Annotated in this window: 21 protein-coding genes; 11 read left to right on the top strand and 10 right to left on the bottom strand. The window is 60.8% G+C overall.

Annotated features, from left to right (window positions below; translation table 11 throughout):
* The first annotated feature begins 113 nt into the window (after positions 1–113).
* A complete protein-coding gene (locus tag EM858_RS22305; protein WP_065115965.1) occupies positions 114–1,328 on the top strand; it encodes an NADP-dependent isocitrate dehydrogenase in 1,215 nt (404 codons plus the stop codon).
* Between the two features lie 19 nt (positions 1,329–1,347).
* Here EM858_RS22305 and EM858_RS22310 read toward each other — a convergent pair whose 3' ends face one another.
* Positions 1,348–1,971 (bottom strand): TetR/AcrR family transcriptional regulator, encoded by a 624-nt coding sequence (locus tag EM858_RS22310; protein ID WP_164865529.1) that lies wholly within the window; start codon positions 1,969–1,971, stop codon positions 1,348–1,350.
* A 53-nt stretch (positions 1,972–2,024) separates the two neighbouring features.
* On the opposite strand from EM858_RS22310, the gene EM858_RS22315 reads away from it, so the two are divergent.
* Together EM858_RS22315 and EM858_RS22320 are read left to right on the top strand one after the other, a co-directional pair.
* Positions 2,025–2,588: an anthrone oxygenase family protein gene (locus EM858_RS22315; RefSeq protein ID WP_127757999.1), complete on the top strand. Its 564-nt coding sequence runs from the start codon at positions 2,025–2,027 to the stop codon at positions 2,586–2,588.
* A gap of 370 nt (positions 2,589–2,958) precedes the next feature.
* Positions 2,959–3,585 carry a glutathione S-transferase family protein gene (locus tag EM858_RS22320; RefSeq protein ID WP_059760392.1) on the top strand — a complete coding sequence of 209 codons (627 nt, stop codon included), beginning with the start codon at positions 2,959–2,961 and terminating at the stop codon, positions 3,583–3,585.
* Positions 3,586–3,661: 76 nt separating this feature from the next.
* On the opposite strand, the gene EM858_RS22325 is transcribed toward EM858_RS22320, so the two are convergent.
* The 3 genes from EM858_RS22325 to recA form a co-directional block, all read right to left on the bottom strand.
* Positions 3,662–4,045 carry a VOC family protein gene (locus tag EM858_RS22325; protein WP_080818685.1) on the bottom strand — a complete coding sequence of 128 codons (384 nt, stop codon included), beginning with the start codon at positions 4,043–4,045 and terminating at the stop codon, positions 3,662–3,664.
* 99 nt (positions 4,046–4,144) lie between these two features.
* Positions 4,145–6,808: an alanine--tRNA ligase gene (alaS, locus tag EM858_RS22330; protein ID WP_127758000.1), complete on the bottom strand. Its 2,664-nt coding sequence runs from the start codon at positions 6,806–6,808 to the stop codon at positions 4,145–4,147.
* Between the two features lie 232 nt (positions 6,809–7,040).
* On the bottom strand, positions 7,041–8,126 hold the full coding sequence (recA, locus tag EM858_RS22335; RefSeq protein ID WP_127758001.1) for a recombinase RecA: 1,086 nt from the start codon (positions 8,124–8,126) through the stop codon (positions 7,041–7,043).
* Between the two features lie 246 nt (positions 8,127–8,372).
* Between recA and EM858_RS22340 the strand changes: the two genes are divergently transcribed.
* Positions 8,373–9,314, top strand: coding sequence for a carbohydrate kinase family protein (locus EM858_RS22340; protein ID WP_127758002.1), 942 nt, complete (start codon positions 8,373–8,375; stop codon positions 9,312–9,314).
* 29 nt (positions 9,315–9,343) lie between these two features.
* On the top strand, positions 9,344–10,267 hold the full coding sequence (locus EM858_RS22345) for a pseudouridine-5'-phosphate glycosidase (protein ID WP_127758003.1): 924 nt from the start codon (positions 9,344–9,346) through the stop codon (positions 10,265–10,267).
* A 259-nt stretch (positions 10,268–10,526) separates the two neighbouring features.
* On the opposite strand, the gene EM858_RS22350 is transcribed toward EM858_RS22345, so the two are convergent.
* Entirely contained in the window at positions 10,527–12,791 is a 2,265-nt protein-coding gene (locus tag EM858_RS22350) for an OmpA family protein (protein ID WP_127758004.1), read from the bottom strand.
* Positions 12,792–13,126: 335 nt separating this feature from the next.
* On the opposite strand from EM858_RS22350, the gene EM858_RS22360 reads away from it, so the two are divergent.
* The 5 genes from EM858_RS22360 to EM858_RS22380 all read left to right on the top strand — a co-directional run bounded on the left by EM858_RS22360 (position 13,127) and on the right by EM858_RS22380 (position 16,987).
* Positions 13,127–13,900: an ABC transporter substrate-binding protein gene (locus EM858_RS22360; RefSeq protein ID WP_003525132.1), complete on the top strand. Its 774-nt coding sequence runs from the start codon at positions 13,127–13,129 to the stop codon at positions 13,898–13,900.
* Positions 13,901–14,012: 112 nt separating this feature from the next.
* Positions 14,013–14,816, top strand: a complete 804-nt coding sequence (locus EM858_RS22365; RefSeq protein ID WP_059760406.1) for an ABC transporter permease — start codon at positions 14,013–14,015, stop codon at positions 14,814–14,816.
* The gene (locus tag EM858_RS22370; RefSeq protein ID WP_127758005.1) at positions 14,813–15,643 is read left to right on the top strand and encodes an ABC transporter permease; all 831 of its coding nucleotides are present in this window, start codon (positions 14,813–14,815) and stop codon (positions 15,641–15,643) included. The genes EM858_RS22365 and EM858_RS22370 overlap by 4 nt, the downstream gene beginning before the upstream one ends.
* A 168-nt stretch (positions 15,644–15,811) precedes the next feature.
* The gene (locus EM858_RS22375) at positions 15,812–16,078 is read left to right on the top strand and encodes an usg protein (protein WP_003522173.1); all 267 of its coding nucleotides are present in this window, start codon (positions 15,812–15,814) and stop codon (positions 16,076–16,078) included.
* A gap of 84 nt (positions 16,079–16,162) precedes the next feature.
* The gene (locus EM858_RS22380) at positions 16,163–16,987 is read left to right on the top strand and encodes a class I SAM-dependent methyltransferase (protein WP_127758006.1); all 825 of its coding nucleotides are present in this window, start codon (positions 16,163–16,165) and stop codon (positions 16,985–16,987) included.
* 267 nt (positions 16,988–17,254) lie between these two features.
* Here the strand turns inward: EM858_RS22380 and EM858_RS22385 are convergent, their stop codons facing one another.
* The 4 genes from EM858_RS22385 to EM858_RS22400 form a co-directional block, all read right to left on the bottom strand.
* Complete coding sequence (locus EM858_RS22385; RefSeq protein WP_127758007.1) at positions 17,255–18,220, bottom strand: aliphatic sulfonate ABC transporter substrate-binding protein; 966 nt, start codon at positions 18,218–18,220, stop codon at positions 17,255–17,257.
* Positions 18,221–18,506: 286 nt separating this feature from the next.
* The gene (locus EM858_RS22390) at positions 18,507–18,995 is read right to left on the bottom strand and encodes an Lrp/AsnC family transcriptional regulator (protein ID WP_003507846.1); all 489 of its coding nucleotides are present in this window, start codon (positions 18,993–18,995) and stop codon (positions 18,507–18,509) included.
* A 70-nt stretch (positions 18,996–19,065) separates the two neighbouring features.
* Positions 19,066–19,713, bottom strand: a complete 648-nt coding sequence (locus tag EM858_RS22395; protein WP_127758008.1) for a uracil-DNA glycosylase family protein — start codon at positions 19,711–19,713, stop codon at positions 19,066–19,068.
* On the bottom strand, positions 19,706–20,299 hold the full coding sequence (locus EM858_RS22400) for a thermonuclease family protein (RefSeq protein ID WP_127758009.1): 594 nt from the start codon (positions 20,297–20,299) through the stop codon (positions 19,706–19,708). Before EM858_RS22400 ends, EM858_RS22395 begins: the two co-directional genes overlap by 8 nt.
* A gap of 108 nt (positions 20,300–20,407) precedes the next feature.
* Here EM858_RS22400 and pdhS2 point away from each other — a divergent pair, with 108 nt between their 5' ends.
* A complete protein-coding gene (pdhS2, locus tag EM858_RS22405) occupies positions 20,408–21,943 on the top strand; it encodes a two-component system sensor histidine kinase PdhS2 (RefSeq protein ID WP_127758010.1) in 1,536 nt (511 codons plus the stop codon).
* 61 nt (positions 21,944–22,004) lie between these two features.
* Here the strand turns inward: pdhS2 and EM858_RS22410 are convergent, their stop codons facing one another.
* On the bottom strand, positions 22,005–22,409 hold the full coding sequence (locus EM858_RS22410) for a diacylglycerol kinase (protein WP_020012886.1): 405 nt from the start codon (positions 22,407–22,409) through the stop codon (positions 22,005–22,007).
* Positions 22,410–22,413: the final 4 nt, after the last annotated feature.

Below are 22,413 nucleotides of genomic sequence, written 5' to 3' on the forward strand. Positions count from 1 at the left end.
AAAAAAGCGCCCCCCATGGCTTTGCCTCAGGCGCGCGCGATGCTATAGCCGCACCGGATATTTTTCCGGATACCGGCGCCATCCGGCGCCACAGCTTCGAAGGTGAGGAATTCATGGCAAAGATCAAGGTAGCCAATCCGGTCGTCGATCTCGACGGCGACGAAATGACCCGTATCATCTGGCAGCTCATCAAGGACAAGCTGATCCTGCCATACCTCGATCTCGACATCGAATATTACGACCTCTCGGTTGAAAACCGCGACGCCACCAACGACCAGGTCACGGTCGATGCGGCGCACGCCATCAAGAAGCATGGCGTCGGCATCAAGTGCGCGACCATCACGCCGGATGAAGCCCGCGTCGAGGAATTCGGCCTGAAGCAGATGTGGAAGAGCCCGAACGGCACGATCCGCAACATTCTGGGCGGCGTCATCTTCCGCGAGCCGATCATCTGCAAGAACGTTCCACGCCTCGTTCCCGGCTGGACCAAGCCGATCGTTGTCGGCCGTCACGCTTTTGGCGACCAGTACAAGGCAACCGATTTCAAGTTCCCCGGCAAGGGCAAGCTGACCATCAAGTTCGTCGGTGAAGACGGCCAGGTCATCGAAAAGGACGTCTTCGACGCCCCGAGCGCCGGCGTGGCGCTTGCCATGTACAACCTCGACGAATCCATCCGCGAATTTGCTCGCGCCTCCATGAACTACGGCCTGATGCGCAAGTGGCCGGTTTACCTCTCCACGAAGAACACCATCCTCAAGGCCTATGACGGCCGCTTCAAGGATATCTTCGAAGAAGTCTACCAGAACGAATTCAAGAAGCAGTTCGACGAAATCGGCATCACCTACGAGCACCGCTTGATCGACGACATGGTCGCTTCCGCGCTGAAGTGGTCCGGCGGCTACATCTGGGCCTGCAAGAACTACGATGGCGACGTGCAGTCCGACACGGTTGCTCAAGGCTTCGGCTCGCTCGGCCTGATGACGTCCGTTCTCCTGTCTCCCGATGGCCGCACGGTCGAAGCCGAAGCCGCACACGGTACGGTGACGCGCCACTACCGCCAGCACCAGAAGGGCCAGGAAACCTCGACCAACTCGATCGCATCGATCTTCGCCTGGACCCGTGGCCTTGCCCACCGCGCCAAGCTGGATGACAATGCCGAACTGGCAAAGTTCGCGGCAACGCTCGAAACCGTCTGCGTCGATACCGTTGAAAGCGGCTTCATGACCAAGGATCTGGCGCTCCTCATTGGTCCGGACCAGCCCTGGCTCTCCACCACGGCCTTCCTCGACAAGATCGACGAGAACCTCAAGAAGGCAATGGCGGCTTAAGCCGGCCTACTCAGCGACTTCAAAACCCGGCCTCAGCGCCGGGTTTTTCATTTGTACCGTAGAGCTGAAACGTCAGTTGCGCGGCGCGGGCCGAGCGAGCGTCTATCTCCTCTTGCGTCGGCAGGCCAATTGCCCCCGTCGCACGCCTTATCTGCAAATCCCCTGCCAGAAGCGACAGCCAGATTTCCGCAGGTTCTTCCGCTGCCGTAATACCCATGACGCCCTGATTTGCCAGCGCCTGAAAATACGCCGCAAGCTTCGGCATGACATGGTCACGACCCTTTTCCGCCAGAAACGCTCCGAGCGTGGCGTCACCGCCGGCTTCCGCCGCGGCAACCCGATTGAGCAGAACCGCCCGCTCCCCGAGAAGCATCGACAATAGTTCAGCCCCGAAACGGGAAAGCTCCCTCACGCCATCGGCCGCTTCCGCCGACGGCAATACCAGCCTTGCGGCATTTTCCGCGACCATGGCTTCGTAAAGCCCGGCCTTGCCGCCGAACCAGCCGTAGAGCGTTTCCTTGGAGGACCTGCTCACCTTCGCCAGCGCCTGCATGGAAAAGGCGGCATATCCTTCCCTGGCAAGCATGGCGAAGGCATGTTCGACAATCTCGCGCCGGCGCAATTCCCTGCTTTCGTTTCGCATCCGCACTTCCTTGACAATAACCGTACATAGGCGTACGGATATGCCGTACATACATGTACGGTTATTTGATGGAGGTTTTGATGTCCAGCTCATTTCTGCACGAGATCAGAACAAGGCATTTTCCCGCGCTGGCCATCGCAAGAGAACCGGCAATATCGGTCTTGCGCATCGTTGCTCCGCTGAGCCTTGGCTTGATGGCCGGCTTCTTTTTCGCCTTCAGCAACCCTGTGATGATGGCTTTTCAGCAACTGGAGGCCGATATCTTCATTCCGGCATTCAACGGTATCAATATCAGCGTCCGCAACGGCGTCTTCTTCACCGCCTTCTTTGCGCCGCTGGCGGCCCTTCTCGCCGCCGCGGCCGTTGATCGCAATTGCAGGCTGCTATGGCTATTGGCCTTGATAATTTACACCGTCGTCGTCATTCAGACGCGAATGGTCAATGTTCCGATCAACGAGTTTTTCAGGACTGTTGCCGCCGACGTGCCGGCCAACTGGCAGGAACTGCTGGACCGCTGGGCACTTTCAAACCTTCTCCGCACCGCGCTCACCACGGTCGCATTTTTTCTGGCGCTGCTCGCCGCAACAAGGCATGCAGGAAGAAAACCAACCCACTAAATGCAATGGCTCCCCTTTCCAAAGTCTCAGCTGCCAATGCCATTGATGGCCGACGGGCGGCGATATGAGCGAACGCAGACCCGGCGTGATGCCGGGTTTTCTTTTTTGTTCACAGTATCTTGATTAGCCGTTGTACTAGGCGCAGACTTCGATTCCGCGTGCTGCGGCCAGTACAACAATAAGACAAAGCTTAAACAGCATCTACTTGCACATAACTCGCCCGGCACAGTCAAACGTTCATCGGAGCATCGGCGCGATCTTAGGGAACACGCGAAGGATGTTGCGAACTTTAAAAATGCGAAGCGCAGGCGCGAAATCCGCATCGGTTTTCCCATGATGCTTCGACGATTTTGCTTGGGGAGGCAAAAGCATGAGTGAATTGATCTTCTACACCAACCCCATGTCGCGCGGACGCATCGCGCGATGGATGCTTGAGGAAGTGGGCGTTCCTTACCGAACGGAAATACTGGGCTTCGAGACCTCGATGAAATCGCCCGCCTACCGGCTGATAAATCCGATGGCGAAGGTGCCCGCCATCAAGCACGGCGATACCATCGTCACCGAGGCGGCGGCGATCTGCGCCTATCTCGCCGACGCCTTTCCCGGCGCGAACCTTGCGCCCACACCCAAGGCGCGCGGGCTTTATTATCGCTGGATGTTCTTCGCCGCAGGCCCGCTGGAAATGGCGGCGAGCATGAAGGCGATGGGTTTCGAAGTGCCCAAGGAGAAGCTGCGCATGGCCGGCTGCGGCAGCTATGCGGATGTGATGAATACGCTCGAGCGGGCCGTCAGCGAAAACCGCTTCATCGCCGGCGATCTCTTCACGGCGGCGGATGTCTATGTCGGCGCCCATATCGGCTGGGGCCTGCATTTCGGCACCATCGAAAAACGCCCGGCCTTTCTCGACTACATGGCCCACCTTACCGACCGCCCGGCCTACAAGCGGGCCGCCCAGCTCGACGAGGAAGCGGCGAAGGACTTGCAGGCAACCGGATAGTACGGGCCAGCCGCGCCGCTACCAATAAACAATAGCCCGCCCGAAAATCGAATATCCGATCGATCATCGCGGCGGGTTATGTACCGGACTGGCCGAGCGGCTCCCCGACCTCTATCGCGTGCCCGTCCGGATCGTAAAAACGAAACACCCTCTGCCCCCAGGCCTGTCGCTCGAGTGGATGGATAAGCTCCACATGCGGCGCGATATTTCGAAAGGCCGCATCGACATCCGCATGTTCGAAATAAAGCAGCATATTCCGTCTGCCATAGGGTTCTTCCGCGCCCGACGATGTGCCCCAGACCGTCTCCGCGAGCGACCGCCCCTCATGGATTGCAAAACCGCTTTCAAAAAGGACGAAGTTTCCAAAATCCTCGATGATCTTCAGGCCCAGCCTGTCACGATAAAACGCCTTCGAACGGCCAATATCGCGCACAAAAGGAATAGGATTTACAAAGCGCATCGCTTCCCCCGTCGCGTCCTTGGCGCGCAATCATCTTGTCTTTGAAGGCGGAAACAAAAAAGGCGGGGTTAAAACCCCGCCCTCTTCAATTCACGCCGATCAGGCAGCCAGCGCCGCCGCCACCGCTTCGATGGCCTCCTGCGCCTTGGCGCCGTCCGGACCGCCGGCCTGCGCCATATCCGGGCGGCCGCCACCGCCCTTGCCGCCAAGTGCTGCGGACGCGGTGCGGACGATGTCCACGGCACTGAAACGGGGCGTCAGATCTTCGGTGACGGCGGCGACGGCACTTGCCTTGCCATCGTCGGAAACGGCGATCAACAGAACGACGCCGGAGCCGAGATTGGCCTTGGCCTCATCGGCAAGACCCTTGAGATCCCTGGCATCGATGCCGGACATGGATTTTGCCAGGAAGTTGACGCCGGCAACCTGCTTCACATCGCTTGCGCCGGCATCCGCCGAACCGCCGCCCATGGCAAGCTTCCGGCGGGCATCGGCAAGCTCGCGCTCCAGCTTCTTGCGCTCATCGAGCAGACCTTCGACACGCGACAGCACATCGCCCGGCTGAACCTTCAGCGAAGAAGCAAGCGCCTTCACCCGCTCATCCTGTTCGGCCAGATAGGCAAGCGCGCCCTGCCCGGTCACGGCTTCGAGACGGCGCACGCCGGCACCGACGGCGCTTTCGCCGAGAATGCGGATGAGGCCGATCTGGCCGGTCGCCGCCACATGCGTGCCACCGCAAAGCTCGACGGAATAAGGACGGTTGGCTTTTGCGCCATGCAGGCCGGTGCCCATGGAGACAACGCGAACTTCGTCACCGTATTTTTCACCGAACAGCGCCATGGCGCCCTCGGCAATGGCGTCGTCGACGCTCATCAGGCGGGTCACGACCGGCGAGTTCTGCAGCACGATTTCGTTCGCCATTTCTTCGACCACCTTCAGCTCCTCGGCCGACATCGGCTTCGGATGCGAAACGTCGAAACGCAGGCGCTCGGGCGCAACCAGCGAACCCTTCTGGGCGACATGGGTGCCGAGCACTTCGCGCAGCGCCTCGTGCAACAGATGGGTGGCGGAATGGTTGGCGCGCAGGCGCGAGCGGCGGTCATGATCGACCGTCAGCTGAACGGCATCGCCAACTTTCAGACCGCCCTTGGAAACCGTGCCCAGATGCACGAAGAGGCCTTCGCCCTTCTTCTGGGTATCGGAAACGGCAAAGGCGCCGTTGTCGCCGGAAATCACGCCGGTATCGCCCATCTGGCCGCCGGACTCGCCATAAAACGGCGTCTGGTTGACGACGACCTGCACGGTCTCACCATCGGCAGCGCTATCCACCGACTTGCCATCCTTGACGATTGCCTGGATGACGCCTTCGGCGGTTTCGGTGTCGTAACCGAGGAATTCGCTCGCGCCGAGCTTTTCCTTCAGCTCGAACCAGACGGTCTCGGTCGCCTTGTCGCCGGAACCGGCCCAGTGCGAGCGGGCTTCCGCCTTCTGGCGCTCCATCGCATCGGTGAAGCCGGAAATATCGACGCCGATTTCGCGGGCGCGCAGCGCATCCTGCGTCAGGTCCAGCGGGAAACCGTAGGTGTCGTAAAGCTTGAAGGCGGTTTCACCATCCAGCATGTCGCCCTTGTCCAGCGTCGACGTCGCATCGGAAAGCAACGACAGGCCGCGTTCCAGCGTCTTGCGGAAACGGGTTTCTTCAAGCTTCAGCGTCTCGGAAATCAGCGCTTCGGCACGGACCAGTTCCGGATAGGCGCGACCCATCTGCTGCACCAGCGCCGGCAGCAGCTTGTAGATCAGCGGCTCGCGCGCGCCGAGAAGTTCGGCATGGCGCATGGCGCGGCGCATGATGCGGCGCAGGACATAACCGCGACCTTCGTTCGACGGCAGAACGCCATCGGCGATCAGGAAGGCGGACGAGCGCAGATGGTCGGCGATGACGCGGTGGCTGGCGCGCTTTTCGCCTTCGGCCGGAACGCCGGTCGCTTCCACGGAAGCGGCAATCAGCGCGCGGAAGAGATCGGTGTCGTAATTGTCATGCTTGCCCTGCAGCAGCGCCGAAATACGCTCAAGGCCCATGCCGGTGTCGATCGACGGACGCGGCAGGTCGATGCGCTCTTCCTTCGTCAGCTGCTCATATTGCATGAAGACGAGGTTCCAGATTTCGATGAAGCGGTCGCCATCTTCTTCCGGCGAGCCGGGCGGGCCGCCCCAGATATGGTCGCCATGATCGTAGAAGATTTCCGAACAGGGACCGCAGGGGCCGGTATCGCCCATCGCCCAGAAATTGTCGCTGGTCGGGATGCGGATGATGCGGTCGTCGGAGAAACCGGCGATCTTCTTCCAGAGATTAAAGGCCTCGTCGTCGGTGTGGTAGACGGTGACCAGCAGACGGTTGCGGTCGATGCCGAATTCCTTGGTGATCAGGTTCCAGGCATGGGTGATCGCCTCTTCCTTGAAATAATCGCCGAAGGAGAAATTGCCGAGCATTTCGAAGAAGGTGTGGTGACGGGCGGTATAACCGACATTGTCGAGGTCGTTATGCTTGCCGCCGGCGCGCACGCATTTCTGTGCCGAAGCGGCCGTGGAATAGGGACGGCTTTCAAGACCGGTGAAGACGTTCTTGAACTGCACCATGCCGGCATTGGTGAACATCAGTGTCGGATCGTTGCGCGGCACCAGCGGGCTGGAGGGCACGATCTCGTGTCCGTTCTTCTTGAAGTAGTCGAGAAAGGTCGACCGAATTTCATTCACACCGCTCATGCCCACACACCGCTCACAGCTGGAGTCCATCACTTCCACCCCGAAGGATGGCTATATTGCAAAATCACTGGCTTTTATCGTCCGCACCCGGCCCTGTCCAGCCATGGAGGCCCGCGAAGGCGCGCCGACAAACAAAAAGGGCCATGCGAGGCAAATCGCACGGCCTTTTTGTTATGCCGATTCATGTCGAGCGCAGCAGCCGGGCGGAAAACACCCCGCGGCATCACCCAGATCAGCCGTCGTCACCGTCGCTGTCACCGGCTTCCGGGCCGCCATTCTGCAGGAAGCGGTCGGCGATCAGGCCGGCATTCTGGCGCAGTGCCAGTTCGATCTCATTGGCCGTTTCCGGATTGTCGCGCAGGAATATCTTGGCGTTCTCACGCCCCTGCCCCAGACGCTGGCTGTTATAGGAGAACCATGCACCGGACTTCTCGACGATACCGGCCTTCACGCCGAGATCGACAAGCTCACCGGTCTTGGAAACGCCTTCGCCATACATGATGTCGAATTCCACCTGCTTGAAGGGCGGCGCCATCTTGTTCTTGACGACCTTGACGCGCGTCTGGTTGCCGACAACCTCTTCGCGCTCCTTGACGGCGCCGATACGGCGGATGTCGAGACGAACGGACGCATAGAACTTCAGCGCGTTACCGCCCGTCGTCGTTTCCGGCGAACCGAACATGACGCCGATCTTCATGCGGATCTGGTTGATGAAGATCACCATGCACTTGGACTTGGAGATCGAGGCCGTCAGCTTGCGCAGCGCCTGGCTCATCAAACGCGCTTGAAGACCCGGCAGGCTGTCGCCCATCTCGCCTTCGATTTCCGCCCGCGGCGTCAGCGCCGCAACCGAGTCCACGACCAGCACGTCAACGGCACCGGAGCGCACCAGCGTATCGGTGATTTCCAGAGCCTGCTCGCCCGTATCCGGCTGCGAGATCAAAAGGCCCTGCAAATCCACACCGAGCTTGCGGGCATAGACCGGATCGAGCGCATGTTCAGCATCCACGAAGGCGCAGATGCCGCCCTTCTTCTGGGCTTCGGCAATGGTCTGCAATGCCAGCGTCGTCTTACCGGAGCTTTCCGGGCCATAAATTTCAATAATGCGCCCCTTCGGCAAACCGCCGATTCCGAGCGCGATATCCAGGCTGAGCGAACCCGTCGAAACGGTCTCCACTTCAACCACGTTTTCATTGGAACCGAGCTTCATGATCGATCCCTTGCCGAACGACCGTTCGATCTGGGAGAGCGCCGCTTCCAGTGCCTTGCTTTTATCCACCGATTTATCCTCTACGAGACGCAAAGAATTTTGTGCCATCCGAACCACCTTTAGGTTATTGAAGCCGCACAGGCAATGAAGCAGTATGGAAACGGTATGTACTCTATTTGTTCTCATTTCGCAAGGCTGAGCCAGCATATTGAAAACAAATAGCGATAAGTAGTTTGTTCTGCTTTCGTTTTTCCGTGCCCGGCCCATCGCCGCAAACCGGATGCGAGGTCAGGAAGACGTCAGTTTAGGCCGAATCGTCCGGTCTTTCCATCCGCCAGAGAGGGAAACGCAAGCGTGAAGAAAATACTCGTTCTGGGCGGCGCGCATATCGACAGGCGTGGCATGATCGAGACTGAGACGGCGCCCGGCGCGAGCAACCCCGGCTCCTGGATGGAAGAGGCCGGCGGCGGCGGTTTCAACGCTGCGCGCAATCTTTCCCGCCTCGGTTTTCAGGTCCGCATCATCGCCCCGCGCGGCGGCGACGCGACCGGTGAGGCGGTGGCGGAAGCCGCACGGCAGGCGGGCGTGGAAGACACGCCCTTCACCTTCCTGGACCGCCGCACGCCGAGCTACACCGCCATTCTGGAGCGCGACGGCAATCTGGTCATCGCGCTGGCCGATATGGACCTCTATAAGCTCTTCACCCCGCGCCGCCTCAAGATACGCGCCGTGCGCGAGGCGATCACGGCGAGCGACATCCTGCTCTGCGACGCCAACCTGCCGGAAGACACGCTGACGGCGCTCGGCCTCGTCGCCCGCGCCTGCGAGAAACCGCTGGCGGCCATCGCCATATCCCCCGCCAAGGCGGTGAAGCTTAAAGCGGCGCTCGGCGATATCGACATTCTCTTCATGAACGAGGCGGAAGCCCGCGCGCTGACCGGCGAGACGGCGGCCAATGTCCGCGACTGGCCCGACATCCTGCGCAAGGCCGGGCTTGCCGGCGGCGTCGTCACCCGCGGCGCAAGCGAGGTGGTGGCCTTCAGCAGGACGGAGACGGCGATCCTCCACCCGCCCCTCATCCGCGAGGTGAAGGACGTGACCGGCGCGGGCGACGCCATGGCGTCGGGTTATCTCGCCGCCATCGCCGAGGGAAAGACGATTGCGGAAGCGTTGAGGCAAGGCGCGGCGGCGGCAGCCATCACCGTGCAGTCACCCTTCGCCACCTCCCAGGACCTATCAAAAGACAGTGTCGAAGCCATGTTGGGGCTTGTTCCCCGGGCTGAAATGCTGGCATGAACCCGCTTTTAAAAACTGGAACAGATGAAATGACCCGCCCTATCTCCCCGCTCCTGCCCATCGTCTATTCTCAGGAAGTCGCCGCCGCCAAGCAGCGCGGTGCGCCGATCGTGGCGCTTGAATCGACCATCATCACCCACGGCATGCCTTACCCCGGCAATATCGAGATGGCGGAAAGCGTCGAACAGATCATCCGCGATCAAGGTGCGGTTCCGGCCACCATCGCGGTCATTCACGGCACCCTGCATATCGGCCTTGAGAAGGACCAGCTCGAGGCGCTGGCCCAGACCACCGACGCCATGAAGGTCTCGCGCGCCGATATCGCCTTTGCGATCGCCGAGCGCCGTACCGGCGCCACCACCGTGGCCGCCACCATGATCGCCGCCGCCCGCGCCGGTATCCGCGTTTTCGCCACCGGCGGCATCGGCGGCGTGCACAAGGGCGCAGAAGAGACATTCGACATCTCCGCCGATCTGACCGAGCTTGCGAAGACCGGCGTGATCGTCGTTTGCGCCGGCGCCAAGGCCATTCTCGATATTCCGAAGACGCTTGAGGTTCTCGAAACCAATGGCGTGCCGGTCGTCACTTTCGGCTCGGAAGAATTCCCGGCTTTCTGGTCGCGCTCCTCCGGCCTGCCGAGCCCGCTCTCGCTCAACAGCCCGGCGGCAATCGCCAATTTCCAGACAACCCGCGAACAGCTGGGTATCGATGGCGGCATGCTGGTGGCCAATCCCGTACCGGAAGAGGACGAAATTCCGCGCGAGGAAATGGAAATCTACATCAACCGCGCCATCTCCCACGCCGAGCGCGACGATATAACCGGCAAGGCAGTCACCCCCTACCTGCTCGGCGACATCTTCCGCCTGACGGATGGCCGCAGCCTGGAAACCAATATCGCGCTGGTGCGCAACAATGCGCAGCTGGCTGCGGAGATTGCGGTAGCGCTCAACTGAGGAGACATATCTCCTCTTCCTGCCGTTCGGCAGCGGACCCCAAACGGAGTGCTGTCGGGGTTTGGAGGCTGGAACAAGCACGTCCACCCCGTCATGCTCGGGCCTGTCCCGAGCATCTGCTACGTCTCGACCGGAGGAAACGTGATTAGATTCTCGCCACAAGGGCGAGGATGACGTCGCGTATTTGGAAAGCCTGTCCCAACAAAAAAGGCCCGGAGAGCTTGCGTTTCCGGGCCTTTGTTTTTCCTGTCGAACCCGATCAGTTCTGGGCGACCGGCTTCACCAGCGGCGTCACGCGGCGGATCGTGACGCGCCGGTTCTGCTGTTCCGGGCCGAGCGTCTGGACCTTCAGGTAACGCTCACCATAGCCTTGCGTCGCGAGGTTTTCCGGCGGAATGCCGTAAACATCGGTCAAGACATTGGCGACGGAAGCGGCGCGCTCGTCGGAAAGAACGAGGTTGCTTTCATCGGAGCCGACGGCGTCCGTATGGCCTTCGATCAGGAAGGTTTCACCGGGATTCTTGTCCAGCGCCTTGTTGATCGCATCCGCCACCTTGCGCAGCGAACGGGCCTGCGTCATCGGGATTTCGGCGCTGCCGGTGGCGAAGGTGATGGTATCGAGGTCGATACGGCGCACCTTGTCGCGGATACGGGCCGAATAACGCACTTCATCCAGCGAATAGACACGCTCCACCGGCTCGACCGGCGGCTGTTCCAGGAAGCGGTAATAATCGCGGTCCGGATCGCTCGAGGTGTCGATGATGTAGTCCGTCACGGGAATGCGCAGACGCATCGGCGGCAGGTCGAGGCCCGGATCGCGATAGACGTAGTCGCGGTCGGGATCTTCCATCAGCTCCGGTGCATAGAACAGCACATATTCGCGACCGCGATCGTCGATGCGCGAGCGCTGGATCACGTCGCCATAACGGTTGCGGATCGTCACCACCTGCGTTCCGTCACGGCGCTCCACGGTTTCGCGGACACGGCCGCCGGGCAGACGCTCGTAATAGGGCTCGCCGCCATCACGGATGAAGCGCTGGTTGTCGTCGCCGCGCACCACGACGCGGTCGCCGAATTGCAGGATGATCGGCGCATCGCGGTCGCGGTCACGCGGACGGCCTTCGCGCGGCTGCCATTCGCGCACGCCTTCCGGCCGCTCATATTGCGGGCGACGGTCGACACGCTCGCCCTGCTGCGAGGTGATGGCTTCCATCTTGACGGGCGGCGGCGGAGCCTTGCCTTCGGCGGCGCCGGCGCGCTGCGCCTCGGCGTCGGAGGTCGGAACCTTCACGTCACCGGCCTGTTCGCGTTCGCGACGGCGCTCCTCGCGGGTCTGGCGATTGCCGGAACGTTCCACTTCCTTGTCGCTGTCGAGCACGGCGGCGCCCTTGTCGACCGGCAGAATGACGGTATCGGCGGTCCTGGAGGGATCCTTGGCGATGGCCTTGGCCTTGTCCAGCTCTTCCTTCGTCATCGGCGGCGCTTCCGTCTGCGGAACAGCGACCTGATTGGGAACGGGTTCGCCGGCCGGCGCCTGTCCGGTTGTCGTACCGCTCGGCGGCGGCGTCGGCGCGCCCGGCAGCGGGGCTGCAGGTTCGGTTCTGCCCTGACCCTCTACCGGCGGCTGTTCAGAAGGCTGACGGCCCGGCGCGGGGTTAGGCTGGGCTTCAGGTGCCGGCGGACGCGCGGGCGTCGGCGCTTCGGTCGGAACCGGTGCTTCCTTCGCGGCGGGCTCGGGGGCGGCCGGTTTTTTCTCTGGAACGGCTTTTTCGGCCGGTTCGGCTTTTTGTTCCGGGGCCTTTTCCTCTACCGGCGGCTTTTTGGCGGGTGCCGGTTCGCGGGGCTTGGCCGGCTCACCGGCATTTTCAGGGCGTGCTGCGGGCTCCTGTTCGGCAGCAGGTTCCTTCGCGCGCTCCTTGCGGGGACGCTCGGGACGCTGCTCGCCCTCACCTGCGGGCTGTTCGGCCCGTTCCGGCTTGCGCGGACGTTCCTTCGGCTGATCTTCGGCCGGTGCGGCTTCGGGTGCGACCTCGCGCTGGCGTGCGGGGCGCTGTTCGCCCTCGCCCTGCGGCTCCTGCGCGCGTTCGGGTTTGCGGGGACGCTCCTGCGGCTGCTCGGCCGGCGCGGGCTCAGGGCGAGCCTCGCGCTGCTGCGGTTCCCGCTGGGGTTCGGGCTGCGGCTCCCGTTGCGGCTCAGGGCGCGGTTCGGCAGGCGCGGCTTCGCGCTTGGGCTCCGGTTCGCGCTGCGGCTCCGGCGCACGCTCCTGTCGTTGCGGCTCGGCCTGCGGCTGCGCCTCTTCGGCCTGCTTGCGGCGTTTGCGCAGTTCCTCTTCCGGGTTCGGTTCTTCCGGCTGCGCCTGCGCCAGAATCATCCGGCCGGTCGCAGCATCGCCGGGAAGCGCCTGAGACACGGGCGTCTGCGCCCGCGCAGCACCGGCAAAACCGGCCGCTGCCGGCTCCACCGCAATCGCCAGCGACATGAGGGGGAAAACCACCCCCGTCAGCAATGTGTTCTTCTTCAGCATCGGTGTTTCCTCATCTGCCATTATTGGTCGCCAGTCTTGCGACATCTTGATTCCGGCTGCGCGTGCAGGCGCTGGTCAACGCCTCGCACACGCTTCGGTTCCCATGATGGACAAAGCCTTCTGTACCGGAAATGAACAGATCAAGGCGTTTTCGTGGAAGCTCTGCGGCACAATCGCGGTCACTAATATTGCAGTTGCATTTTTTGACCAACCGGATGAATAATCGCATCCGCGCTGAAGCTACAGGCGGTATCATCCGCTGCGCCCTGCGCCCATGGCGTCCGCACTGAAAACAACAACAGACCGCGGATGAACGACCAAAAGAGAGGATCGAAATGCCTATTTCCACCCGTCTGCTCGCAGCCGTATCGATTGCCGCCATCTCGCTGTTTTCCGGCGCAGCCCTCGCGCAAGACAAGATCGTCATCGGCACCGAAGGCGCCTATCCGCCCTTCAACAATCTCGAAGCCGACGGCACGCTGACCGGCTTCGACATCGACATCGCCAAGGCGCTGTGCGAACAAATGAAGGCCGAATGCACCTTCGTCACCAATGACTGGGACGGCATCATTCCCGCCCTTCAGGCCAAGAAGTTCGACGCCATCATCGCGTCCATGTCGATCACGCCCGAGCGTCTCGAGAAGGTCGACTTCTCCAAGAAATATTACAACACCCCGCCGGCCATCGCCGTGCCGAAGGATTCGCCGATCAAGTCCGTCGACGATCTGAAGGGCAAGTCGCTCGGCGCGCAGGGTTCCACAACCCACTCCAACTATGCCGAAAAGCATTTCCCCGATGCCGACGTGAAGATGTATCCGACCGCCGACGAATATAAGCTCGACATCGCCAATGGCCGTATCGACGCCGTCATCGACGATATCGTCGTTCTGTCGGAATGGCTGAAGACGGATGCGGGCGCCTGCTGCAAGATCCTGACGCCGCTTCCGGTCGATGTCGAGATCAACGGCAACGGCGCGGGCGTCGCCGTCCGCAAGGGTGACACGGCGCTTGCCGACAAGTTCACCGCCGCCATCGCCGGCATTCGCGCCAGCGGCAAGTATCAGGAGATCAACAAAAAATACTTCGATTTCGACGTTTACGGCGAGTAAGCCCGTTCGATCTGTTGAAATCTCGTGGCGGAAGGCTTGCCCTTCCGCCATTTTTGTTTGAAAACGTCACGATAACAATCACGGCGGCTTAAGACCGCAGGGGAAAATTGGCATGAGCGGAGCATTTTCCGCCATAGGTGCGTTCTGGACCTATGTCTCGACACTTCTCGATCCCTTTTGCGGGCCGGTCGGTCTCTTCTCGCTTTTCGGAAACGGCACCCTGGTCGCCTGCGGCGATGCGGGCTGGGGCGATGAAATCGCCTTCGGCGTCAAGGTCACCATCTCGCTGGCGCTCGCCACCCTGCCCGTCGGGCTGCTGATCGGTTTCCTCATCGCGCTCGCCGCGCAATCGGAAGAAAAATCGCTGCGGCTGGCCACCGGTATCTACACCACCATCTTCCGCGGCCTGCCGGAACTGCTGACGCTCTTCATCGTCTATTACGGCATCCAGATGCTGCTGCAATCGGTGGCGGGTTATGTCGGCATCACCGGTCCGGTCGAGATCAACGCCTTCGTGGCGGGCATGGTGGCGCTGTCCGTGGTGTTTTCGTCCTATGCGTCCGAAGTGCTGCTCTCCGCCTTCAAGGCCATACCGAAAGGGCAATATGAGGCGGGTGCGGCATTGGGACTTTCGCGGGGCCGCACCATGGTGCTCATCATCATTCCGCAGCTGGTCAGGATCGCCCTTCCCGGGATGACCAATCTCTGGGTCATCCTGCTGAAAGACACGTCCTACGTCTCGATCATCGGCCTTGCCGATATCGTTCGCCAGACCGGCATCGCCGCCCGCGTCAGCAAGGAAGCCTTCTTCTTCTACAGCATCGCCTGCCTGCTCTATCTCATCCTCGCGCTGCTTTCCTCCATCGGCATCGGCTTCATCGATCGCTGGTCGCGCAAGTCGGAGGTGAGCCGATGAGCCATATTCAGGAACTCATTCCCGCGCGCCCCGCCCCGGCCGTCGCGGACAAGCCGCTCAATATTTCGCGCATCGTCGGCATCGCCGTCATCACGCTCTGGCTGCTGCTCGCCGCCGCGCTGATCTTCGCCATGATCGAGGGCTGGGACTGGGATAAATTCCAGCGTTACGGGCCGCGCTATATCGATGGTCTCATCACCACCATCACCCTCGTCGGCAGCTCGATCATTCTCGGCGCCATTCTTTCCGTGCCGATCGCCTTCGGCCGCATGTCGGAAAACCGCATCGTCGGCGCGTTGGCCTATGCCTATGTCTACGTCTTCCGCAGCACGCCGCTTCTGGCGCAGCTTTTCCTGATCTATTACGGCCTTGGCAGTTTCCGCCAGGGGCTGGAAACTGTCGGCCTGTGGTGGTTCTTCCGCGAGGCCTGGTATTGCGGCCTGTTGTCGCTCACCCTCAACACCGCCGCCTATCAGGCCGAAATCCTGCGCGGCGCGATCCGCAGCGTGCCGCGCGGCCAGCATGAGGGCGCCGCCTCGCTCGGCCTGTCGAAACTCGTCACCTTCCGCAAGATCATCCTGCCGCAGGCGCTCATCGTCGCGCTGCGTCCCTATGGCAACGAAATCATCCTGATGATCAAGGGTTCGGCGGTGGTCTCCATCGTCACGGTCTTCGACCTGATGGGCCAGACCCGCTACGCCTTTTCCCGCACCTTCGATTATCAGGCCTATCTCTGGGCCGCGATCTTCTACCTGACGATCGTCGAAACGCTGCGGCACGTCTGGGCATGGCTGGAAGCCCGCCTGACCCGGCACCTCAAGCGCTAGTCGCAACGTTGGCAGCACTCATCAATGAAGGCTGCCAACATTTTGAAAAATATAAATATTTTGTGACAGTCCATGTCTTTGGCAAGCTTGGATTAACCATGACGTGTTCCCATATTCGATACAGCGGTAACGCTGTGATCGGCAATCATGGAAACGGGAACCGCCGTCATGAACAAGGACATGGAAATGATGCTGAGAGGCTACGGCCTCACCACCGCCCAGATATTTTATCGCCTGCCGGATCATCCGCTGGTTCTCCAGACCTATGTCTGGCAGGACTATGATCTTGCCCCGGACTTCCCTGAGATGCATGGCTTCCTCAAATTCTGGAAGGAAAAGCTCGACGGACCGCTGCACTCCGTCCGCTACGTGCACCGGCAGGTGATCTCGGCGCAGGAATGGCGCGCGCTCAAGGGGGAGTTCATCATCCACTGAGCCATCGCGCCACATAAACATTGCGCCCGTCCCCGATGCGGCTTACAGCAAACCTCAACTGAAGATGCTGACGGATAAGGCACGATGACGAAGAACCAGAAGATCGACGAAGAGGCGCTTGCCGAGGCCTATAACCGCGCGCTCGCGCTTGAAAAAGCCGGCGATGTGGACGCGGCGGTTAAGGCCTATGAAGATGTTCTGGCCATCGATCCGGACGATCACGGCGGAGCGGCCGTGCGCATCGCCGCCATGGGCCGGGGCGAAACCCCGCCGAAGGCGCCCGACGCCTATGTCGAAACCCTGTTCGACCAGCATGCCGAAGCTTTCGAGGATATTCTTGTCGAACAGCTCGGTTACGCCGTACCGATGATGGTGCGCCAGCGGCTGCAGACGCTGAATCTCGGCCCCTTCAAGCGCCTGCTCGATCTCGGCTGCGGCACCGGCCTGACTGGCGAAGCGCTGCGCGACATGGCCGACGATATCACCGGCATCGATATTTCCGAAAACATGGTCGAAATCGCCCATGAGAAGGACCTCTACGAGACGCTCTACGTCGCCGAAGCCGAGGATTTCCTCGAGGACAATGACGACGAACCTTTCGACATCATCACCGCCACCGATGTGCTGCCCTATCTCGGCGCGCTGGAGCCGCTGTTTTTCGGCGCCGCCGAAAACCTCAATGCCGGCGGCCTGCTGATCTTCTCGTCGGAAACCCTGCCCGAAGAAACCCTGGCCGGACGCCCTTATATGGTCGGCCCGCACCAGCGTTTCGCCCATGCGGAAACCTATGTTCGGGAAAGACTGGCGGCGACCGGTTTCGAGGTTCTCGAAGTGACCGACATCAACGTGCGCATGCAGGACGGCAATCCGACACCCGGCCATCTGGTGATTGCCAAGCTCAAGGGCTGATGCGACATAGGAGGCTTGTGCCCCCGACGTTTCGGCAGTTTTCTTCTCCCCGCCGGGGAGAAGGTGGCCCGAAGGGTCGGATGAGGGGGTAACCTCTCGGTAAATCTCTGACCTTGCCCCCTCATCCCGCTGCCGCGGACTTCTCCCCGGCGGGGAGAAGAAACAAGCGGCACGGGCTCGCCCTATGCGGCAAGAATGGCATTTTCCTGAATCAACCTCTCAGCAACACCCGCCAGCAGGTTGAAGAGACTCACCTTTTCGCCCCCCTCAGCTCGCCTTCGGCCGCCACACGATATCCGCCACGGTGAGTTTCTTCGGCACGATCTTCAGATCGTAGAACTCATCCGCAAGCGCCTGCTGATAGGCGATGGCCTCATCCGGAACCAGCGAAACCCGCCCGAGATCGGCGCCCGGCCGCGTCAGCGAGACCTTGGTGACATCCTCGGGAACACCGGTGATCGACACCAGCGACTTTGCCGTTGCATCGATATCGGCCTGGGCTTTCGCACCCACATTAGCCAGCTCCTTGAGGATCAGCGGCACGAGATCGGGATTGGCCTCCACAAAATCGCCATTGGCAAGGAAATAACTCCACGGATCGACGATGCCTTCGGCGGTCGAAAGAACCCGTGTCGTCGGCTCTTTTTCCGCCACGGCGAAATAAGGATCCCAGATCGACCAGGCATCGATGCTGCCGCTGCGGAAGGCGGCGGCCGCATCCGGCGGGGCAAGATCGACCGGCGTAATGTCGCTCAAGGTCAACCCTGCCTTTCGCAACGCCTTGACGGTGACATTATGCGCGCTGGAGCCGCGCTTGAAGGCGACTTTCCTGCCTTTCAGGTCTTCCAGCGTCTTCAGCGGCGAATCCTTCTGCACGAGGATGGCCGATCCGCCGGCCGCCGCTTTGTAAGTGCCCACATAACGCAGATTGCCGCCCGCAGCCTGCGCGAAAAGCGGCGGCACATCGCCGGTCGGGCCGATATCCAGCGCGCCGGCACCCAGCGCCTCGAGAAGCGGCGGCCCGGAGGAGAATTCCGACCATTTAACCTCGATGCCGCGATCCTTCAGCAGCGCTTCGAGCGCGCCCTGGCTTTTCGCGAGCGCTATCACGCCATTCTTCTGCCAGCCAATCCGCAATGTGGTGGTTGCGGCACTTGCCCGCCGGATATGCGGCAGAAACACCGCCCCGGTCGCACCTGCAATCAGTCCCAATGTTCCGCGTCGTGTAAGCATATGGATATCCCTCGCTATTCCATCCTTCGACAGTAAAAGCGTAGATATTCGAGAGATTTTATCAAAATCCCAGTTTGCGCGGAGACAGGGCCGAGAGAATTGAATGTGCGAATTTGCCACTATGCGCGGAATAGAATTGTCGTGCCCCGGCAGCGGCCAACGGATAGACCTTCCGACAGGATCGCCCTGCGATGAGCCAGATCGGCGAGGAAAAGGTACCCGCAAATGAAAATGCCCTCCCCGGCAACCGGAAAGGGCATTGGTCGAAAAACTGGCCGGCGGCGGATCACTCCTCGCCGGATTTCGGATTGTCCAGCAGCATGTAATCGAGCGGCAGTTCCGTCGTATATTTGATCTGCTCCATCGCGAAGGCAGAGGACACGTCGCGAATTTCGATCTTGGCGATCATGCGCTTGTAGAAGGCGTCATAGGCCGCAATATCAGGCACGACGACGCGCAGCAGATAGTCGACATCGCCGCTCATACGGTAAAATTCGACGACTTCCGGAAACTCGGAAACCACCTCGGAGAAACGCTTCAGCCATTCGATGGAATGGGAGGCGGTGCGGATGGAGACGAAAACCGTGACCTTGGTGTTGACCTTGACCGGATCGAGCAGCGCCACGCGCCGGCGAATAACGCCGTCTTCCTCCATCTTCTGGATACGCCGCCAACAGGGCGTCGTGGAAAGGCCGACCTTTTTCGCCAGATCGGCGACGGCCAGCGTGGAATCCTCTTGCAGAATGCGCAAAATCTTACGGTCTAGGCGATCCAATGCGTCTATCCTCCTGAATTAATTTCCTTTCAATACACTAATTTTTGCAGAAAAACAGAAAATTGTTTCACTAAAGCCGCATTTCCACATGTTGCCGCAGAACCGGCAGCAGTTCCTCCGTGAACCATGGGTTCTTTTTCAGCCAGCCGGTATTGCGCCAGCTTGGATGCGGCAGGGGAAAAATGCTAGGGCCGGAATTGGCATGGAGAAAACCGCGCCAGTCCTGCACCGTTTCCGTCATGGTCTTGCGCCGCCTTTCCCCCAGATGAAAAGCCTGCGCATATTGGCCGATGGCGAGGATCAGCTCCACCTGCGGCATCGCCATTATTACCCGCTCACGCCATTGCGGCGCGCATTCGCGCCGGGGCGGCAGGTCGCTGCCCTTGTCGTCATAACCGGGGAAACAGAAGCCCATGGGCACGATGGCGAAACGATCCGGATCGTAGAACGTCTGCCGATCGACATTCAACCATTGCCGCAGCCTGTCGCCCGAGGCATCGTTGAACGGCAGCCCCGTTTCATGCACGCGAAGCCCCGGCGCCTGCCCGGCAATCAGGATGCGCGCCTTGGTCGACATGACGACCACCGGCCGGGGTTCGTGCGGCAGGCGATCGGCCATTCCCCTGAGCGGCTTGTCGCGACAGAGACGGCAGCGGGCGATTTCTCCGCGCAATCCGTCCAGCCCGTCATCACACGCGCCCTTCTCTCCTTCAACCATGATCCCACCCCAGAAGATGACGGACAATGGTGAGGAACCCCGCAGCAGGCGTTTCCAGATCCGCGGCACGGTGTTCCCGCCGCCACTGCGACGGTTTCTCGAACTCTCCCGCCCAGATGCCGCGTGCCTGCCTGCGCGCCGCCGCCTGTTCGCTGAAGAACTGGAAATAACCGGATGCGACGGCAAAACCCGCCGACACCATTTCCGACGAGGCATCCCTGCCGCCGGCGGAACAATAAACCAGCAGCCGCCCGTAACGGTCCCTGGAACTGCCGGAACATGAAAAATCCTCAGCCCCGGCCAGCCTTTGCAGAACACGGCGCGCTTCCTCGCCGCACGGCCAGCTTTCGCTGCCGCGCAGGCATATCTGCGCAAGCTCCGGCGCATCGATGCCGAGCAACCGGAAACGTTCCTCACCCTTCGACAGCGTATCGCCATCGATCACGAAGAAGCGGCCGCTATAGGTTTCGCTGTTGATCTGGTCGAGCTTGGCCGCGATCAGAATGCCGAGAAAAACCGTGGCGAGAAAAAGCCCGCCATCGCGAAATGCCGAAAACCGCCTGCCCTTGCCTCCATTTCGTCTCATGTAACAACAAACCCTTGTCAGAAATGGCAAACAAATCCTTTCACGGCAGCATCTTCTTAAGATTTTGCGCGTAGTCTGCAAGGGTTCATGTCACCCTGCGTTGTAACAATGAGTAAAAGCGTCAGCACGTCCACCGACAAGATCATCGTCGACCGGTCGAAAAAGCACCGCAACAAGGCGGTCTTCGACACGGTGAAGACGACGCGTGAACGCCTGCAGCAGGGGGCCGGCGCAAGCGACGCCTATGAACGTGAAATGCTGACCATGCACATCGCCGAAACCCTGCAGGGCGCGATGATCATGCCGCTTTTCATCCTGCTCGCCTCCATCATCGGCCTTTATATCACCCGCGACATCAGCCTGATCATCTGGTCGCTGATTGCGCTGAGCTTCCACGCCTTTTCCCTGCTCTTGGCCAAGCGGGCGGCAAAACAGGAGATCACGGCCGAAAACCTTCAGCACTGGAAAAGTCTCTTCCTCGGCATGCAGATCCTCATCGGCTGCGCCTGGGCAATGTTTGCGCTGGCGGAACCGGTGCGCAACGACCCGACGCTCGTTCTTTTCTTCAAGGGCTCGACGCTGCTGATCGCGCTTTCGCTCACCGCCATGGCCAATTTCATGCTGCGGCGGGCGACCTTCATGACCTTTCTGCCGGTGCTGGCGGCTCTCTGCATAACCTCGGCCATTTCACGCGATCCCTTCGATGTCGGCTTGGCGCTGATGTTCGGCATGGCGATCCTCTTCTGTCATCGCATTACCAGCCGGCTTTACCAGACCAGCATCAAGCTCCTCTCCTCGCAAACGGAAAAGGACGACCTGATCGCAGAACTCGAAGTCGCAAACTCGGTTTCGGACGAGGCGCGGCGGCGCGCGGAAGAAGCCAATCTGGCGAAATCGCGCTTCCTCGCCTCCATGTCGCATGAGCTCAGAACCCCGCTCAACGCCATTCTCGGTTTCTCCGAGGTCATGTCATCAGAGGTGCTCGGTCCGCTCAACAATCCGCTCTACAAGGAATATTCCGGCGATATCCATCGCTCCGGCCAGCATCTGCTTGATCTCATCAACGAAATCCTCGACCTGTCGCGCATCGAGGCCGGCCGCTATGACCTGAACGAAGAAGCGATCTCGATGCTGGAAATCGCCGAGGATTGCATCGGCATGATCCAGCTTCGCGCCCGCTCCAAGAACATCAAAATTTCCCAGCAGTTCGAAAACAGCCTGCCGCAGGTCTGGGCCGATGAGAAATCCATCCGTCAGGTCATCCTCAACCTGTTGTCCAACGCCGTGAAATTCACGCCGCAGGGCGGCGAAATCCTCGTGAAAGCCGGCTGGACGGCAGGCGGCGGCCAATATGTCTCGATCAGGGATAACGGTCCCGGCATTCCCGAAGATGAAATTCCCGTGGTGCTGTCCGCCTTCGGTCAGGGATCGATCGCGATCAAGAGCGCCGAACAGGGAACTGGCCTTGGCCTGCCCATCGTTCAGGCCATTCTCGCCAAGCATGACGGCCAGTTCATCCTGAAATCGAAACTGCGCGAGGGCACAGAAGGCATCGCCATCCTGCCGGCCAAACGCGTGCTGCAAAGCCTGCCGGCCGTGGAAGAAACCCACGCCATCCAGCCGCGCCGCCGGTCCTTCGCTTAGGGCATTTCTAGGAAAAGTGGCCCCCGGTTTTCCATCCGGAAATGCCTCGAGGCTAACAACTTCAGAAGAACAGCGTCGTTACCAGCGAATACAGCACGAAAAATCCGTTCGCCATCAACAGGCAGAAGACGGCGAAGGAGCCGAGGTCCTTGGCGTGCCGCCCGACCGAGGAGATTTCCGGTGAAATGCGATCCACCAGCTCTTCGATGGCGGTATTGAGCGCTTCCACCGAAAACAGAAGCAGCATCAGCACCGTAAAGACGAGAAGATGCGCAAACGGCGCACCGACGACCAGAAGCAGGGCAAGCCCGACGCCGAAGGCGAGAACCTCATGCCGGAACGCCGCTTCCTGCCACAGCCGGCCAAGCCCCTGCACGGAATAGCGCGCGGCGGCAAAAAGATGCCGCCAGCCTTTTTCCTTGCGAAAGGCGGGTTCCGGTTGCTTCTTTTGCGGCGTCACGTCCATCTTC

Origin of the sequence: Agrobacterium sp. CNPSo 2736 (genome assembly GCF_004005385.1) — a bacterium.
Classification (GTDB): domain Bacteria; phylum Pseudomonadota; class Alphaproteobacteria; order Rhizobiales; family Rhizobiaceae; genus Agrobacterium; species Agrobacterium leguminum.

What these genes read in the sequence shown, in the direction of transcription:
- EM858_RS22365 (WP_059760406.1), top strand. Translation starts at nt 14,013, where the DNA reads ATGAGCGGAGCATTTTCCGCCATAGGTGCGTTCTGGACCTATGTCTCG.
- EM858_RS22345 (WP_127758003.1), top strand. Translation starts at nt 9,344, where the DNA reads ATGACCCGCCCTATCTCCCCGCTCCTGCCCATCGTCTATTCTCAGGAA.
- EM858_RS22380 (WP_127758006.1), top strand. Translation starts at nt 16,163, where the DNA reads ATGACGAAGAACCAGAAGATCGACGAAGAGGCGCTTGCCGAGGCCTAT.
- recA (WP_127758001.1), bottom strand. Translation starts at nt 8,126, where the DNA reads ATGGCACAAAATTCTTTGCGTCTCGTAGAGGATAAATCGGTGGATAAA.
- alaS (WP_127758000.1), bottom strand. Translation starts at nt 6,808, where the DNA reads ATGAGCGGTGTGAATGAAATTCGGTCGACCTTTCTCGACTACTTCAAG.
- EM858_RS22305 (WP_065115965.1), top strand. Translation starts at nt 114, where the DNA reads ATGGCAAAGATCAAGGTAGCCAATCCGGTCGTCGATCTCGACGGCGAC.
- EM858_RS22350 (WP_127758004.1), bottom strand. Translation starts at nt 12,791, where the DNA reads ATGCTGAAGAAGAACACATTGCTGACGGGGGTGGTTTTCCCCCTCATG.
- pdhS2 (WP_127758010.1), top strand. Translation starts at nt 20,408, where the DNA reads ATGAGTAAAAGCGTCAGCACGTCCACCGACAAGATCATCGTCGACCGG.
- EM858_RS22375 (WP_003522173.1), top strand. Translation starts at nt 15,812, where the DNA reads ATGAACAAGGACATGGAAATGATGCTGAGAGGCTACGGCCTCACCACC.
- EM858_RS22395 (WP_127758008.1), bottom strand. Translation starts at nt 19,713, where the DNA reads ATGGTTGAAGGAGAGAAGGGCGCGTGTGATGACGGGCTGGACGGATTG.
- EM858_RS22360 (WP_003525132.1), top strand. Translation starts at nt 13,127, where the DNA reads ATGCCTATTTCCACCCGTCTGCTCGCAGCCGTATCGATTGCCGCCATC.
- EM858_RS22315 (WP_127757999.1), top strand. Translation starts at nt 2,025, where the DNA reads ATGTACGGTTATTTGATGGAGGTTTTGATGTCCAGCTCATTTCTGCAC.
- EM858_RS22325 (WP_080818685.1), bottom strand. Translation starts at nt 4,045, where the DNA reads ATGCGCTTTGTAAATCCTATTCCTTTTGTGCGCGATATTGGCCGTTCG.
- EM858_RS22385 (WP_127758007.1), bottom strand. Translation starts at nt 18,220, where the DNA reads ATGCTTACACGACGCGGAACATTGGGACTGATTGCAGGTGCGACCGGG.
- EM858_RS22310 (WP_164865529.1), bottom strand. Translation starts at nt 1,971, where the DNA reads ATGCGAAACGAAAGCAGGGAATTGCGCCGGCGCGAGATTGTCGAACAT.
- EM858_RS22400 (WP_127758009.1), bottom strand. Translation starts at nt 20,299, where the DNA reads ATGAGACGAAATGGAGGCAAGGGCAGGCGGTTTTCGGCATTTCGCGAT.
- EM858_RS22370 (WP_127758005.1), top strand. Translation starts at nt 14,813, where the DNA reads ATGAGCCATATTCAGGAACTCATTCCCGCGCGCCCCGCCCCGGCCGTC.
- EM858_RS22410 (WP_020012886.1), bottom strand. Translation starts at nt 22,409, where the DNA reads ATGGACGTGACGCCGCAAAAGAAGCAACCGGAACCCGCCTTTCGCAAG.
- EM858_RS22320 (WP_059760392.1), top strand. Translation starts at nt 2,959, where the DNA reads ATGAGTGAATTGATCTTCTACACCAACCCCATGTCGCGCGGACGCATC.